The sequence below is a fragment of the Massilia timonae CCUG 45783 genome (assembly GCF_000315425.1).
GTDB classification, from domain to species: Bacteria; Pseudomonadota; Gammaproteobacteria; order Burkholderiales; family Burkholderiaceae_D; genus Telluria; species Telluria timonae.
Genome location: NZ_JH992923.1, coordinates 483,293 through 498,856, shown reverse-complemented (window position 1 = coordinate 498,856; position 15,564 = coordinate 483,293). Strand labels below are relative to the sequence as shown.

The window sequence follows — 15,564 nt, the reverse complement described above, 5'->3', positions numbered from 1 at the left end:
AATCATCACCTCCTCCTCAGGCCTGCCGAGGGACGGCAGGCCCGGGAAGGGCGGGTCAGGCAGCGTTGGGTCAGAACTCGCCGCGCACACCCAGCTGGAAGGTGCGGCCCGGGTCATAGAACCCGAACTGCGCGCTCTCGAACTGGAAGTACGAGTCCCGCTTGGCCTTGTTGATGTTGACGACATCGAAGGTGACGGTCGGCCAGCCCTCACGATCGAACACCCGCTCCAGATCCACGCTCGACGAGAAGTCGGCCTGTTTGTACGCGCGGCCATACAGGGCGGCCGCCGCGATGCCGTTCTGGCCGCCGCTGGCCGCCTGGCTGCCTTCGCGGTAGGTGTGCGAGAACCGGGCCATGAAGCCGTGGTTCTCGTAGTAGATGCCGAAGTTGTTGCTCTTGCGCGGCACGTTCAGCGCCACGAAGCCGTTGGTGCCCTCGCCGCTGGCCGACTGGTTGATCAGGGTCGCGGTTTCGCTGAAGCCGAAGCCCTTGATCGGCAAGAACCTGTCGAGTGGCTGGACCCAGCCGATTTCCAGGCCGCGAATCCGCAGGATGCCGCCGGCATTGCGTTCCTGGCTCATCACCACGGTCGCCGCGCCCGGGCCGCCGCGCGCGTCGATCGCCGCCTGCGCGTTCGGGATCAGGTTGTTATAGGTGACGCCATACTGCTCCAGCGCGCTGAACGGCAAGGTACGGTTCTCGATCACCGTGAAGCCCTTGAGCTTCTTCTGGAACACGGTCAGGCTCACATAGCCTTCGCCGCCGGTGTACCAGTCGACGCCGAAGTCCAGGTTCTTCGAGATGTAGGGCTGCAGTTCGGGGCTGCCGATCGTGCCGACGTCGGCCGACACCGAGCTGAAGTTGATGCCGGGACGCAGCGAGTTCGGATTGGCGCGCGTCATGCTCTTCGATGCCGCGGCGCGCACGATGACGTTGTTGGCGACCGTCAGGGCGGCGGTGCCGGATGGCAGCGTGTTGTTGTAGGTGTTGTTCACATACTGCCACTCGGTCGCGTTCGGGTACTTGGCGCCATTCAGCGTCAGGTTGGCGTTGCGTGGATCGCTGAACGAATTCAGGGAGCCGACCTCCTGCTTGGTGCGCACATACCGCACGCCGGCGTTATACCGGAACGGCATGTTGGCGAGCAGGGTCGACCCGTTGATCTCGGTATAGAAGCCCGAGGTCTTCTCGCGCATGTAGCCCGCGCTCGCCCCGGTCGACGAACTGGTCGAATCCGGCGCCGTCGAGTTGTAGTAATCGTAGTTCGAATCCTTCCTGAAACGGTCCCAGTCGACGACCAGGCGGCCGTATTCGCCAGGCACCAGGTAGCTTGCCAGCTTGTCGGCCGGGATCAGCGAGCCCTGGTAGACCAGCTGGTCGGTGCGTCCCGCGGTGTAGCCGGTGCCGAAGCCGGGATAGAGCGCCGCTGCGCTCGCGCCAGGCGTGTTGGCGCCGTCGCAGGCCGGCGCGCCGTTGGGGCCTTGCAGGAACACGCTTGGATTGTTGCCGCACACCGCGGCCTGCCAGGCGGCCGAGTTGTCCTGGCCGCGGATGCGGCGGTCGATGTCGTCGTAGGCGTAGCCGAGCTTCAGGTTCAGCTTGTTGTCGCCCCAGGTCAGGTCGGTATGGAAGCCCTTGGTGCTGGTTTCGCGCAGCTCGTTCTGGATATTGACGCGGCCACCTGCCCAGCCAAGATTCGCCGGGTTGTTCACATCGTTGTTGAACGTGATGCTGGGCACCCCGCCATTGGTGGCGTCATAGCTGGCCACCAGTCCGCTGCCCGCCGCGGTGATCGGCATGACGGTCGGCGCTTCGTGCGTGAAGTCCGACTCCGTCGCGTTGGCCTGCGCCTCGAGCTTCAGGGTTGGCGCGATCTGCCACGTCATCCCCGGGTTGATGCCCTTGAGCGTGGTCTTGTCGCGGCGCGGGCCGTACTCGATGAAGTAGCGCGCATTGGCGAAGGTGCCGCCCGTCGCCGTGCAACCGGCGCTGCAATCGGCGCGGTCCACGGTCATATTGAGCGGAATGGCGAACTCGTTGCGCATGGCCCAGGTGTAGCCGATGCGCTGCATGTCGTCGTCCTTTTCGCTGTACAGCGTGTCGACGTAGAAGTGCAGGTTTTCGGTAGGACGATACTCGGCGCTGATGATGGCCGAGGCCTTGTCGCGGTCGCCGTAGTATTCCATGTAGCGGCCGAGGCGCGGGACCAGCGCGTTGTCGATCGCGGTGATGCTGGTGCCCGGGTTGTTGGCCTCCAGGAAGCCCTGGTTGATCGGCGTGCCGGGAACGAGGCCCGCGCCCGCGCCGACGGGCACGGTGCCGGGAATCGTCCAGTTGCCGCCGCCGGTATTGTTACGCGAAGGCAGGCCGTTCTGCGCAGCCGACAGGTTGGCATTGGTCAGGCCGACCGTCTCGTAGCCGGTGGTGCGCGCTTTCTGGCGGTTGTAGTAGACGCCGCCGAGGATACCGAACTTGTCGCCCCAGGTCTTGCTCGCCAGGATCGAGCCGCGCCCGCCGACGTCGTTCGCGATTTCCTGCTTCTGCGCGCTCGCGTTGTACACGACGTAGGCGCCTTCCTTGTCGAACGGCCGCGCGCTGCGCAGGTTGACGACGCCGGCGGCGCCGCCCTCGAGCTGCGAGGCATTCGGGCTCTTGCTGACCGTTAGCTTGGTGAACAGCTCGGTCGGCAGCAGGTCGAGGTCGATCTCGCGGTTGGTGCTGGCGCCGTCGATCGGTCCGGACGACGCCACGGCGATCTGCGCATTGTTCAGCAGGACCTTGGTGAAGCTGGAGCCCAGGCCGCGGATCTGGACGTTCATGCCTTCGCCCGTGACGTCGCGCGAAATCTGGACGCCGGGAATGCGGCTGAGCGATTCCGCGATGTTCTTGTCCGGGAATTTACCCATGTCTTCCGAACTGATGGTGTCCTGGAAGCCGACGGCTTCCTTCTTGTCGCGCGCCGACGCCAGCAGGCTGCCGCGGTAGCCGGTCACCTTGACGACGTTCACATTGGCTTGCGCATTGGCGTCGGTGGTGGTGGCGGTGGTGTCCTGCGCGTACGCCTGGTGAACCAGGCCCGCCATGACGGTCAGGCCGAGCGCCCACTGGCGCCGGCGAGCTACACCCTGCTGCTTAGCATTACGAGTCATTCAATGTCTCCTGATGGTTTTTTTACTTCTATTTACTTCTTGGCAAGCAACCTTTTACGGTTGTCTTATGGGTAGGCAAAACTGCCTTGTCGCGGCACACAGGGCTTTCTTCCCTGGCGCGCTAGCGGCAGGTCACGCCCTTCGACACGAAGGAATGCGCAGGGCGCGGGGTCGGCGAGTCCGGCCACGCGACTGGAATGGATGAGTGATTGGTGCGGCCGCCAGAAGGCATGGCCGGACGTGCGGTGACGTCTCGCTGTTGCATGCTTATCTCCTCGTTATTTTTCTACTTCAAGCACATGTTACGAACATCTCTATTAACACGAATGTTATCGCAACCATCGCAGTCTACTGGTCAAAAATAATGATTGTCAACAAAATATTCCGAACGTGGCGAAAGCGCGGATGTTAGGCCTATCAAGCGCGCCTGGCGACCCGGGTGCTGACGCGCCGGCTGCCGCCTCCGCACCGTGGACGGCGCAACAAAATGCTTTCAAATCGAAAAGGTTCGCGCTAACATTCCCGCAGCCGGATGATACAAAACAAACATTCCGGGTCTATAAAAACATGGAGACAAGCGAATGCACCGACTCTTCGGGCGGCTCTGGGCCGCGTTTCTTCTCGGCATGCTGTTATGCATCCCGACCCATGCCGCCGCAGAGGATGGCTATCAACTGTGGTTGCGCTATCAACCCCTCCCCGCCGCCCAGCGCGCGCACGTCGCCGACGCGATCCTGACCCTCGGCGCCGACAGCCCGACCAGGGGCGCGGCGCGCGCCGAGCTGCAACGTGGCCTGCGGGGACTGCTGGGCAAGGAGCCTGGCGTCGTCGACAGAGCGCGCCTCGATACCATCGTGCTGGCGCGCGGCGTCGACCTGCCGGCCGGCCTGGATGCCGTATCCGCCGTGCGCGAGCAGTTGCGCAAGCTCGGCGACGAAGGCTACCTGGTGCGGCGCGCCAGGCTGGATGGCGTCGCCGTCACCCTGGTTGCGGCCAATACCGACATCGGCCTGCTGTACGGCAGCTTCGCCTGGCTGCGCCAGCTGCAGACGGGCGCCCGCGCTGACCAGATCGCGCTGGCCTCCAGCCCCACCCTGCCCCTGCGCGTGCTGAACCACTGGGACAACCTCGATCGCAGCGTGGAGCGCGGCTATGCCGGCGAGTCGATCTGGAACTGGTGGGAACTCCCGCACATCGTCGATCCGCGCTATACCGACTATGCGCGCGCCAATGCCTCGCTGGGCATCAACGGCGCCGTCCTGAACAACGTGAACTCCAAGGCCGAGGTGCTCGGCGCGCCCTTCATCGCCAAGGCCGCCGCCATCGCCGACGTGCTGCGCCCCTACGGCATCCGGGTCTACCTGTCGGTGCGCTGGTCGACGCCGCTCGAGATGAAGCAGACGAAGACGGCCGATCCGCTCGACCCCGAAGTCGCCGCCTGGTGGAAGAACAAGGCCGACGAGATCTACCGCACCATTCCCGATTTCGGCGGCTTCCTGGTCAAGGCCAATTCGGAAGGCCAGCCGGGGCCGCAGGACTATCGCCGCCACCACGCCGACGGCGCCAACATGCTGGCGCGCGCCGTGGCCCCGCACAAAGGCATCGTGATGTGGCGCGCCTTCGTGTACGCCTCGCCCGAGGAATCGAAGGCGGGCAAGCTGCATGACCGCGCGGTCGAGGCCTATGACCAGTTCCTGCCGCTGGACGGCAAGTTCGACGACAACGTGCTGGTGCAGGTGAAGAACGGCGCGATCGACTTCCAGCCGCGCGAGCCGGCCCACCCGATGTTCGGCGCCATGCCGAAGACGCCGCTGATCATGGAATTCCAGATCACCAAGGAGTACCTGGGCTTCGCCACCCACCTGGCCTATCTTGGCCCGATGTTCCAGGAGACGCTGGAATTCGATACCCGCATTGGTGGACGCAAGCTGACGGTGGCCGACACCATCCAGGGCAAGCAGGGCCGCGTCGGCGGCAAGGTAGGTGGAATTGCAGGCGTCGCCAACATCGGCAGCAGCCGCAGCTGGAGCGGTTCGATCTTCGACCAGGCCAACTGGTATGTGTATGGCCGCATGGCCTGGGACCAGGGCCTCGACAGCCGCGTCATCGCGCGCGAGTGGGCGGCCCAGACCTTCAGCCCGGACGCACGCCTGCTGGACCCGGTCGTGAACATCATGATGCGCTCGCGCGAAGCGGTGGTCGACTACATGACGCCGCTTGGCCTGAACCACGTGATGGGCAGCAGCCACCACCATGGTCCGGCGCCCTGGGTCGACAACCTCGAACGCGCCGACTGGAACCCGATCTATTACCACCGCGCCGGCCGCGACGGCATCGGCTTCGACCGCACCGCGAAGGGCAGCAATGCCGTGGCCCAGTATGCGCCCGAGGTGGCGCGCCGCTTCGCCGATCCGAAAACGACGCCGCCCGAACTGCTGCTCTGGTTCCACCGCCTGCCATGGGATTACCGGATGCCGTCCGGCCGCACCCTGTGGGAAGAGCTGGTGGCGCACTACGACCACGGCGTGGCCGAAGCCGCCGCGATGCAGGCCGAGTGGCAACGCCTGAAACCCTTCGTCGACGCCCAGCGCTTCGCCGATACCGCGCAGCGCCTGGCCCAGCAGCACGTCGAGGCGCAATGGTGGCGCGACGCCAGCCTCGCCTATTTCCAGGACGTGTCCGGGCTGCCGTTGCCGGCCGGCGTGCGCAAGCCAGCGCACTCGCTCGACCACTACAAGTCGATCCGCTTCCCGTATGCCCCGGGGATCTGAACGATCCCGCCTGCCCCATTCACTCCTGGAGATGAGATGAACCCGATTCAACGCGCCGCCACCCCGACCATCGTGGAAATGCGGGTGATCCCGGTCGCCGGCCGCGACAGCATGCTGCTCAACCTGTGCGGCGCCCATGCGCCCTACTTCACCCGCATCCTGGTGCTGTTGAAGGACAGCGCCGGCCGCACCGGCATGGGCGAGGTGCCCGGCTCGAACGGCATCCTGCAGGCCCTGCAAAAGCTGGTGCCGCTGGTCGAGGGCACCGAGATAGCCCACCACCGCCGCACCCTGAACCGGCTGCGCGCCGCCATCTCGGGCGTCAGCCACCAGGTCACGTCCAGCGCCGAAGCGGCGGTGATGAAGCAGCCGCACGAGATCAACCTGCGTCTCGAGAACGTGGTGACGGCGGTGGAAGCGGCCCTGCTCGACCTGCTCGGCCAGTTCATGGGCCTGCCGTTGTGCGAGCTGCTGGGCGACGGCCAGCAGCGCAGCCATGTGCCGATGCTGGCCTATCTGTTCTATATCGGCGACCGTGGCCGCACCGACCTCGGTTACGACGATGACGCCGGCCGCGACGGCTGGTACCGGGTCCGCAACCAGGAAGCGCTCAGCGCCGAATCGATCGGCGACATGGCCGCGGCGGCGGTCGAGCAGTATGGCTTCAGGGACTTCAAGCTCAAGGGCGGCGTGATGCGCGCCGAGGAAGAGATGGAAGCCGTCGCCGCGATCAAGCGCCGCTTCCCCGACGCCGGCGTGACGCTCGACCCCAACGGCGCCTGGTCGCTGCGGGAGGCGATCGACGCCTGCCGCGGCCAGGGCCACCTGCTGGCCTATGCCGAAGACCCGTGCGGCCCCGAGGGCGGCTATTCGGGGCGCGAGATCATGGCCGAGTTCAAGCGTGCTACGGGCATCCGCACCGCCACCAATATGGTCGCCACCGACTGGCGCCAGATGGCCCATTCGCACCTGCTGGGCGCGGTCGACATCCCGCTGGCCGACCCGCACTTCTGGACCATGCAGGGTTCGGTGCGCCTGGCGCAGCTATGCCACGACTGGGGCCTGACCTGGGGCTCGCACTCGAACAACCACTTCGACGTGTCGCTGGCGATGTTCACCCATTGCGCGGCGGCGGCACCGGGCACGATCACGGCGATCGACACCCACTGGATCTGGCAGGAAGGCCGCGAGCGGCTGACCACGGAACCATTGAAGATCGTGGGCGGCCAGGTGGCGGTGCCGGACCGTCCGGGCCTGGGCATCGAGCCGGACATGGAGCAGATCAACCGGGCCCATGAACTCTACAAGAAGGTGGCCGGCGGCGCGCGCGACGATGCGATGGCGATGCGCTACCTGGTGCCGGGATGGACCTACGATCCGAAGCGCCCCAGCATGGTCAATCCATGATCGCAGCAATCCTTGGCCGGACCCGCGGCGGCGCCATCCGCGGCCTGCGCTGGTGGATGATCGGCCTGATCATGCTGGGCGCGGTGGTCAACTACCTGACCCGCAGCTCGCTGGCCGTGGCCGCCCCCACCCTGCTGGCGGAGCTGGAGATCACGGCCAGGGAGTATTCGTACATCACGGCCGCCTTCCAGGGCGCGATCATGCTGCAGCCGCTGTGCGGCTACGTGCTCGACGTGATCGGCCTCAAGTACGGCTTCGCGATCTTCGCCACCGCCTGGTCGCTGATCTGCATGGCGCACGGCATGGCCACCAACTGGCAGACCCTGGCCGTGCTGCGCGGCCTGCTCGGCTTCGCGGAAGGCTCGGCCAACCCGGCCGGGATGAAGGCGGTGTCCGAATGGTTCCCGGCCAAGGAGCGCGGCCTGGCGGGCGGCGTGTTCAATATCGGCGCCTCGTTCGGCTCGATGCTGGCCCCGCCGCTGGTGGTGTGGGCCATCCTGCACTACAACTGGCAATCGGCCTTCGTGATCACCGGCGCGCTGGGCCTGGTGTGGGTGTGCGCCTGGCTGCTGCTGTACGACGCGCCGAAGCGCCACCGCCGCCTGTCCGAGGCCGAGGCGGCGCACATCGCCGCCGGCCAGGAAGACCACCTGGCCGGCGACGGCACCAAGCCCTCGGTGCTCAGCATCCTCAAACAACGCAATTTCTGGGGCATCGCCCTGCCGCGCTTCCTGGCCGATCCGGCCTGGGGCACGCTGGCGTTCTGGGTGCCGCTGTACCTGACCACGGTGCGCGGCTTCGAGCTGAAGGACATCGCCATGTTCGCCTGGCTGCCCTTCCTCGCGGCCGACCTGGGCTGCATGTTCGGTCCGGTGGTGGTGCTGGCCCTGCAAAAGCGCGGGATACGCCTGATCAATGCCCGGCGCGGCGCGTTCACCCTCGGCGCCATCATGATGATGGGCGTGGCCTTCGTCGGCTACGTCGACGATGCCTATGCCGCGATCGCCCTGCTCAGCCTTGCGGGCTTTGCCCACCAGACGCTGTCGGTCACCGTCATCACCATGTCGTCCGACCTGTTCCGGCGCAACGAGGTGGCCACCGTGGCCGGCATGTGCGGCACCTTCGGCAACCTGGGCCTGCTCATCTTCTCGCTGCTGATCGGCACCCTGCTGGCCAGCGTCGGCTACACGCCCTTCTTCGTCAGCCTGGCGGTGCTCGACCTGGTCGCGGCGGTGCTGCTGTGGACCCTGGTACGGGATCCCACCTTCGAGCCCCAACCCATTTCGATGCAAAAACCATGATCCACAACCCGATCCTGCGCGGATTCAATCCCGACCCGTCCATCGTGCGGGTCGGCGACGACTACTACATCGCGACCTCCACCTTCGAGTGGTACCCGGGGGTGCAGATCCACCACTCGCGCGACCTGGTCAACTGGCGCCTGGCCGGCCGGCCGCTGACCCGCGCCAGCCAGCTCGACATGCGCGGCGCGCCCGATTCCTGCGGCGTGTGGGCGCCGTGCCTGACCTATGCCGATGGCCTGTTCTGGCTGATCTACACCGACGTCAAGCGTTATGGCCGCACTTCGACCGGCGGCGCCGGCGGCAGCGCCTCGCTGCGCGATTTTCATAACTACCTGGTCACCAGCCCGAGCATCGACGGCCCGTGGTCCGATCCGGTCCACCTGAACAGCAGCGGCTTCGATCCGTCGCTGTTCCATGACGACGACGGGCGCAAGTACGTATTGAACCAGCTATGGGACCACCGCCCCGGCGGCAAGCGCTTCGCCGGCATCGTGCTGCAGGAATATTCGGTCGAGGAGCGGCGCCTGGTTGGAAGCCGCAGCAATATCTTCGCCGGGACCGAACACGGCCTGACCGAAGCGCCGCACCTGTACCGCCGCAACGGTTATTACTACCTGCTCACCGCCGAAGGCGGCACCGGCTGGAACCATGGCGTGACGATGGCGCGCTCGCGCGACTTGCGCGGACCGTACGAGCTGCATCCGGACGTGAACGTCCTGACCACCCGTGCGCGGCCCGACGCCGCGCTGCAGCGCGCGGGGCACGCCGACCTGGTCGACACGCCGGACGGCCGCACGTATATGGTCTACCTGTGCGGCCGTCCGCTGCGCAACCGTGGCGCCTGCACCCTGGGACGCGAGACCGCGATCCAGCAAGTGGTGTGGGGCGACGATGGCTGGCTGCGCACGCTCGATGGCGAGGGCATGCCGCAGCTGGACGTGCCGGCGCCCGGCCTGCCCGAACACCGTTTCGACGCCGCGCCCGAACGAAGCGACTTCGACGCCTTGGTGCTGCCGATCGATTTCCAGTGGCTGCGCACGCCATATCCGGAAGAACTGTTCAGCCTTACGGCGCGGCCCGGCCACCTGCGCCTGTACGGACGCGAGAGCCTGGGCAGCACCTTCCGCCAGGCGCTGGTCGCGCGCCGGCAGCAGGCCCACTGCTTCAGCGCGTCCACTCTGGTCGAGTTCGAGCCGGAACACTTCCAGCAGCAGGCGGGCCTGGTCTGCTACTACGGCGCTGCTAAATTCCACTACCTGTACATCACGCACGACGACGAGATCGGCAAGCACCTGCGCGTGATGAGCAGCCTGCCCAACCACCTGCAGGCGGACAGCTTCACCGCGCCGCTCGCCCTGCCCGCCGGCGTGCCGGTCGAACTGCGGGTCGAGGTGGACGAGGAGCGCCTGCTGTTCGGCTATCGCGTCGACGACGGCCCCTGGCAGTGGCTACCGCAGCAGTTCGACGCCAGCATCCTGTCGGACGAGGCCAGCGCGCCCGGCCAGCCCAACTTCACCGGCGCCTTCGTCGGCATGGCCTGCCAGGACATGGCCGGCACCGCGCTGTATGCCGACTTCGATTATTTCGAATACCGCGAGCGGCCCTACCGCAGCCGGCTGTAGGCGCAATTGTCGAACTGCTGCAGCGGCACCGCCGCTGCCAGCGCGGCATAGCCGGCGTGCGACGGATGCAGGCCGTCGCCGCTGTCGTAGGCCCTGGCCAGGTAGGACGGCCGCGCGGGGTCGCGCAGCACCCCGTCGAAATCGACCACGCCGTCGAAGGCCTTCTCGCTCCTCACCCAGTCGTTGACCGCCTGGCGCAGCGCCTCGTTGTGCTGCGCCGGCGCATAGTAGTCGCTGCCCATGAAGGGCGTGATGGTCGCGCCGATCACGCAGATCCCCTTGGCGTGGGCGCGCGCGATCATCTGCAAATGGGCCTGCTTGAAGTCGCCCAGCATCGCCTCGATCGCCTGCGGCGTGTCCTCTTTCGAGCGGCGCAGCACCCCGATGTCGTTGACGCCGATGAAAACGACCGCATGGCTCACGCCATTCCTGGCCAGGACGTCGCGCTCGAAACGCGTGACGAGGCTAGGGCCCAGGCCTTCGCGCAGCAGGCGGCCGCCGCCGATGCCGGCATTGATCACGGCGAGCTGTCGCTTGCCGTCCTGCGCGATGCGCCGCACCAGGTGATCGGTCCAGCGGTTGTTGGCGTCCGTCGTGGCGCCATAGCCGTCGGTGATCGAATCGCCGATCACGACCACGGCCCGCGCGGGCGGCGCGGCGCTGACTTCGACGTCGGCCAGCTGGTGCCAGCGCGTGACAGTCTTGGCGTCCGGAAGACTCGCGGCCATGGTCTGGCGGCCCGGGGCCAGGTAAGTCGTGGTACGCGCGCCGGCATGGCCGGTCTGCTGCCCGGCCGCATTCGCCAGGTGCATAGTGACCGCGATATCGAGGCCGCTCGCCGCCGCCAGGTCGACCGGATCGCTGAGATACTCGGCGCCCGCCGGTATGCGCACCGAGGTACTGCCGTTGAAGCGCAGGCCCTGGAGCGAACCCGCCACCACCTCGGACGAACCCGGCCGCACCGCGCGCGCGATGCTGGCCTCGTTCACCACCAGCATCTCGCTGCCGTAGGCATTGCTGATCCGGACCCGCACCTGGCTGCCGCCCAGCGACAGGCGCACGATCTGGCGCACGGTGCCGTCCTTCCACAGCTCGGCCGGCATGGCTTCGGCCTGGCCGTACGGCATCTGGGACGTCCCCCAGCTGGCCACCCAGTGACGGGCCCCGCTATCGTTGGCAGACGGTGGGAATGCGCAGGCGCCCAGGCCGAAGGCGGCCAGGACGGCGATGGCCAGGCGGCCAGGGCGAGTAGTAATCAATATGGTCTCCGGTGATGGCATGACCTGCAAAAGGCAGGACTACCAAATCTGTAACGCAAATGATAGCGCAATCAGTCCGGATAGTTGAATCAAACTTTCAGGCGACGATGCGCACCGGCGGCCGGATCCGCGGCGCCGCGTCGGACTGGCGCCGCACCAGCGTGAAATCGGTCTTGATATGTTCGGGACCCGCGGCCAGGCCGGTGCGCTCGTTCGTCACGCGCCGGACGATGCACTCGATCGCCGCTTCGGCCATGTCCATGGTCGGCTGGCGCACGGTGGTGAGCGCCGGCCAGATCGTGGTCGACAGCGCGGTGTCGTCGAAGCCGACCACCGTGATGTCGCCCGGCACGTCGAGCCCCAGGCGATGGGCCACCGCGACCGTGGCGGCGGCCATGTCGTCGTTGCTGGCGAAGATCGCCGTCGGGCGGTCCGGCAGCGCCAGCAGGATCTCGGCGGCGTCGAGCCCCGAGCGGTAGTTGAACATCCCCTGCGCCACCAGCTCGGGCGCGGGGTCGGCGCCGAATTCCTCGATGGCGGCCTGGTAGCCTTGCAGCCGGGCGCTGCTCGCCGACTGGTAGGGATGCCCGCCGATGAAGCCGATCCGCTGGTGACCCAGTTCGATCAGGTGGCGCGTCATCTCGTAGGCGGCCTGGCGATCGTCGATGCCGATCGCACTTGCCCGCGCATCGGGCTGGCCGCAGGCGATCAGGGCCAGCGGAATGCCGGCGTCGACGATGCGCGCCACGATCTCGGCATTGTCGACCAGCGGCGGCGGCAGGATGATGCCATCCATCTGGTTATCGATGAGGCGCTGGGTCTGCTCGGCGATCTGTTCGCCGTCGGCGCACTTCTCGACCAGCAGCTGCACGTTGTTCAGGCTGACCTTGTTCAGCAATCCCAGCAAGACCTCGGTGAGATAGGCGCCGCTGCGCACGCTGGGCATGCTGTACAGGAAACCGATGCGGATCGGCCGCGATCCGGCCAGCAGCCGCGCCTCGGGGTGCGGCGCGTAGTTCAGGGCCGCGGCGGCGGCCGTCACTTTCTTGCGCGTGCTGGCGCGCACGGTCGCCTTGCCGCTCATGACCCGCGACACCGTCATCGGCGACACCCCGGCAAGCTTCGCCACGTCGGCCATATTGGGGCCGCGCTTGAGTTCCGCTGGGTTGACGAGTCCGATCGTGGAAGTAGGCATGCGGAGAACCCCTGGAAGACCTTGCGATGTTTGCGCGAACTTTACTGTTCTTATTCTAACACGCAGCACCGTATTTACCGCCACTTCCGCGCTTATATCTGGTATGCGGCCAGGCAATAAAGCGGTTGACGGGCGTTAGCATCTCATCCACAATCGAAAACAATGATTGCGCTAACTTTTTGCGAGGTTGGCGTGATACATGCGTGGCCCGACCGTCATGAACGCGCTTGCCGCGTGCCTGACAGTTGAGGGCCGCAATTGCTTTTCAACATATAGATTGGCAAGACAATGACTACAACTATCAAGGCGCAGCCGACGCTGGAGACAACTGAAAAAATCGGCTATGCACTGGGCGATCTGGCGGCCAACCTGATCTTCCAGACCCTGCTCACCTTCCTCGCTTTCTTCTATACCGACGTCTATCAGATCTCACCCAACGCCGCGGCGAGCATCATCTTCATCGGCGGCCTGGTCGGCGCCTGCTTCAACCCGCTGATGGGCATCATCGCCGACCGCACTTCCACCCGCTGGGGCAAGTTCCGTCCCTGGATCCTGTGGACCTCGGTGCCGTTCGGCCTGGTGGCGATCCTCGCCTTCAGCACGCCCGACCTGGGCGAGCGCGGCAAGTACATCTACGCGCTGCTGACCTACATCCTCTTGATGCTGGTGTACTCGGCCAACAACCTGCCCTATTCCGCCCTGAGCGGCGTGCTGACCGGCAGCATGGCCGACCGCAACAGCCTGTCGTCGTATCGCTTCGTCGCGGTGCTGGTCGCGCAGCTGGTGATCCAGGTGCTGCTGCTGCCGCTGGTGCTGATCCTGGGCGCGGGCGACAAGGTGGCCGGCTTCCAGACCGTGATGATGTTCTTCGCGGTGGCCGGCACCGTCTGCTTCCTGATCACCTTCTTCACCACCCGCGAACGCATCGTGCCCGCGCCAAGCCAGCGCTCGAGCATCAGGCAGGACGTGGCCGACCTGCTGCGCAACCGCCCTTGGGTGGTGATGCTGGTGCTGACCATCCTGGTGTTCATCACCTTGTCGCTCAAGGGCGGCATGTACATCTTCTACTTCCGCAACTACCTGGAGGAGGCGGCGCTGGCGGCTTTTCTGAGCGACGTCGGCTTCCTGGGCTTCATCGACGGCCTCAACGCGGTACTCACCGGCATGGGCCTGACCGCCTTCCACTGGCCGGAAGACGCCGCCACCTCGGGCTTTTCCCTGTTCAACGCGGTCGGCATCATCCTGATGATCGTCGGGATCGGCTTCTCGAAGCCGCTGGCCGACCGCTTCGGCAAGCGCGACGTGTTCGGCGCCGCGCTGCTGCTGGCAGCGATCTTCCGCCTCAGCTACTACTGGATCGGCCCGGGCTCGATCGGCCTGGTGTTCGGCGCCCAGATCCTGTACGGCTTCTTCTACGGCATCACGATCCCATTGCTGTGGGCGATGATCGCCGACGTCGCCGACTACTCGGAATGGAAGAACAACCGCCGCGCCACCGCCCTGCTGTTCTCGGCCATGATCTTCGGCCTCAAGGCGGGCCTCTCCATCGGCGGAGCGCTGGTGGCGGCCCTGCTGTCGGCCTATGGCTACGACGCCGCCCTGGCCGTCCAGCCGGGCCAGGTGGCCGATGGCGTGCGCCTGTCGGTCAGCGTGTACGCCGCCATCCCCTTCCTGCTGGCCGTGTGCTGCCTCGCGGCCTACGACATCCGCAAAACCACCGAGCTGCAGATCGAGCGCGAACTCGGCGAACGCCGCGCACTCGCCGCCCAGCAATGATTTTCATCTGAACCCGAACCAGACCATAGCCATGCCTGAAATCATCGACAAAGACCGCGTGCAAGCCTTGACAGAGCGCGCCATCTCCCAGCCGCTGCTCGAGCACATCTACATCGCCGATCCGTCGGCCCACGTGTTCGACGGCCGCATCTACATCTACTCGTCGCACGACATCGAGGCCGGCGTGCCGTTCAACGACGACGGCGCCCATTTCGCGATGGAGGACTATCACGTCGTCTCGATGGACCACCCGGGCGCCGAAGCGGTCGACCACGGCGTGGCCCTGCACGTGCGCGACGTGCCATGGGCGGCGCGCCAGATGTGGGCGCCCGACTGCGCGCGCAAGGACGGCAAGTATTACCTGTACTTCCCGGCCAAGCGGCCCGACGGCATCTTCCAGATCGGCGTCGCGGTCAGCGACAGTCCTGTCGGCCCGTTCACGGCGCAACCGCAGCCGATCGCCGGCAGCTATTCGATCGACCCGGCCGTGTTCGGCGACGACGACGGCGAGTTCTATCTCTATTTCGGCGGCATCTGGGGCGGCCAGCTGCAGAAGTACCGCGACAACCTCTACAGCCCTGACCATGAAGAACCGGTGGCGCACGAGCCGGCCCTGCAGCCGCGCGTGGCGCGCCTGCGCGGCGACATGCTGGAGCTGAGCGAAGAGCCGCGCGCCGTGCGCATCCTCGACGCCGATGGCAAGGAGCTGCTGGCCGGCGACCACGATCGCCGCTTCTTCGAGGCCCCGTGGCTGCACAAGCACGACGGCAAGTACTACTTCTCTTATTCGACCGGCGACACCCACCTGCTGTGCTACGCAATCGGCGACAGCCCCTACGGCCCCTTCACCTACGCGGGCCAGATCATGACCCCGGTGATCGGCTGGACCACGCACCACTCGATCTGCGAGTTCGAAGGCCGCTCGTATCTGTTCTATCACGACAGCAGCCTTTCCGGCGGCGTCACCCACCTGCGTTCGGTGAAGGTGACCGAGCTGCATTACGACGACGACGGCAAGATCGTCACCATCTCGCCCTATCGCCAGGCGTGAGCGGATACCGACAAACACGATAAAGGAG

9 protein-coding genes are annotated in these 15,564 nt (G+C 66.2%); 6 read left to right on the top strand and 3 right to left on the bottom strand.

Going from position 1 to position 15,564, the window contains the following annotated elements; translation table 11 throughout:
* Window positions 1-70: 70 nt before the first annotated feature.
* A complete protein-coding gene (locus HMPREF9710_RS12275) occupies window positions 71-3,151 on the bottom strand; it encodes a TonB-dependent receptor (protein ID WP_005666768.1) in 3,081 nt (1,026 codons plus the stop codon).
* A 581-nt stretch (window positions 3,152-3,732) separates the two neighbouring features.
* On the opposite strand from HMPREF9710_RS12275, the gene HMPREF9710_RS12270 reads away from it, so the two are divergent.
* From HMPREF9710_RS12270 to HMPREF9710_RS12255, 4 genes are read left to right on the top strand one after another with little or no spacing between them, the layout of a single operon-like run.
* Window positions 3,733-5,922 (top strand): alpha-glucuronidase family glycosyl hydrolase, encoded by a 2,190-nt coding sequence (locus HMPREF9710_RS12270; protein WP_005666764.1) that lies wholly within the window; start codon window positions 3,733-3,735, stop codon window positions 5,920-5,922.
* 36 nt (window positions 5,923-5,958) lie between these two features.
* Window positions 5,959-7,329: an enolase C-terminal domain-like protein gene (locus HMPREF9710_RS12265; protein ID WP_005666762.1), complete on the top strand. Its 1,371-nt coding sequence runs from the start codon at window positions 5,959-5,961 to the stop codon at window positions 7,327-7,329.
* A complete protein-coding gene (locus tag HMPREF9710_RS12260; protein WP_005666760.1) occupies window positions 7,326-8,630 on the top strand; it encodes an MFS transporter in 1,305 nt (434 codons plus the stop codon). Before HMPREF9710_RS12265 ends, HMPREF9710_RS12260 begins: the two co-directional genes overlap by 4 nt.
* Window positions 8,627-10,255 (top strand): glycoside hydrolase family 43 protein, encoded by a 1,629-nt coding sequence (locus tag HMPREF9710_RS12255; RefSeq protein ID WP_005666758.1) that lies wholly within the window; start codon window positions 8,627-8,629, stop codon window positions 10,253-10,255. Before HMPREF9710_RS12260 ends, HMPREF9710_RS12255 begins: the two co-directional genes overlap by 4 nt.
* On the opposite strand, the gene HMPREF9710_RS12250 is transcribed toward HMPREF9710_RS12255, so the two are convergent.
* Window positions 10,237-11,514 (bottom strand): SGNH/GDSL hydrolase family protein, encoded by a 1,278-nt coding sequence (locus tag HMPREF9710_RS12250; protein ID WP_005666755.1) that lies wholly within the window; start codon window positions 11,512-11,514, stop codon window positions 10,237-10,239. The genes HMPREF9710_RS12255 and HMPREF9710_RS12250 overlap by 19 nt on opposite strands.
* 97 nt (window positions 11,515-11,611) lie before the next feature.
* On the bottom strand, window positions 11,612-12,709 hold the full coding sequence (locus tag HMPREF9710_RS12245) for a LacI family DNA-binding transcriptional regulator (RefSeq protein WP_005666753.1): 1,098 nt from the start codon (window positions 12,707-12,709) through the stop codon (window positions 11,612-11,614).
* Between the two features lie 288 nt (window positions 12,710-12,997).
* On the opposite strand from HMPREF9710_RS12245, the gene HMPREF9710_RS12240 reads away from it, so the two are divergent.
* Together HMPREF9710_RS12240 and HMPREF9710_RS12235 are read left to right on the top strand one after the other, a co-directional pair.
* A complete protein-coding gene (locus HMPREF9710_RS12240; protein WP_005666750.1) occupies window positions 12,998-14,485 on the top strand; it encodes an MFS transporter in 1,488 nt (495 codons plus the stop codon).
* A gap of 31 nt (window positions 14,486-14,516) precedes the next feature.
* Window positions 14,517-15,536, top strand: a complete 1,020-nt coding sequence (locus HMPREF9710_RS12235) for a glycoside hydrolase family 43 protein (RefSeq protein WP_005666748.1) — start codon at window positions 14,517-14,519, stop codon at window positions 15,534-15,536.
* The last annotated feature ends 28 nt before the right edge of the window (window positions 15,537-15,564 follow it).

What these genes read in the sequence shown, in the direction of transcription:
- HMPREF9710_RS12270 (WP_005666764.1), top strand. Translation starts at nt 3,733, where the DNA reads ATGCACCGACTCTTCGGGCGGCTCTGGGCCGCGTTTCTTCTCGGCATG.
- HMPREF9710_RS12260 (WP_005666760.1), top strand. Translation starts at nt 7,326, where the DNA reads ATGATCGCAGCAATCCTTGGCCGGACCCGCGGCGGCGCCATCCGCGGC.
- HMPREF9710_RS12265 (WP_005666762.1), top strand. Translation starts at nt 5,959, where the DNA reads ATGAACCCGATTCAACGCGCCGCCACCCCGACCATCGTGGAAATGCGG.
- HMPREF9710_RS12245 (WP_005666753.1), bottom strand. Translation starts at nt 12,709, where the DNA reads ATGCCTACTTCCACGATCGGACTCGTCAACCCAGCGGAACTCAAGCGC.
- HMPREF9710_RS12240 (WP_005666750.1), top strand. Translation starts at nt 12,998, where the DNA reads ATGACTACAACTATCAAGGCGCAGCCGACGCTGGAGACAACTGAAAAA.
- HMPREF9710_RS12235 (WP_005666748.1), top strand. Translation starts at nt 14,517, where the DNA reads ATGCCTGAAATCATCGACAAAGACCGCGTGCAAGCCTTGACAGAGCGC.
- HMPREF9710_RS12275 (WP_005666768.1), bottom strand. Translation starts at nt 3,151, where the DNA reads ATGACTCGTAATGCTAAGCAGCAGGGTGTAGCTCGCCGGCGCCAGTGG.
- HMPREF9710_RS12255 (WP_005666758.1), top strand. Translation starts at nt 8,627, where the DNA reads ATGATCCACAACCCGATCCTGCGCGGATTCAATCCCGACCCGTCCATC.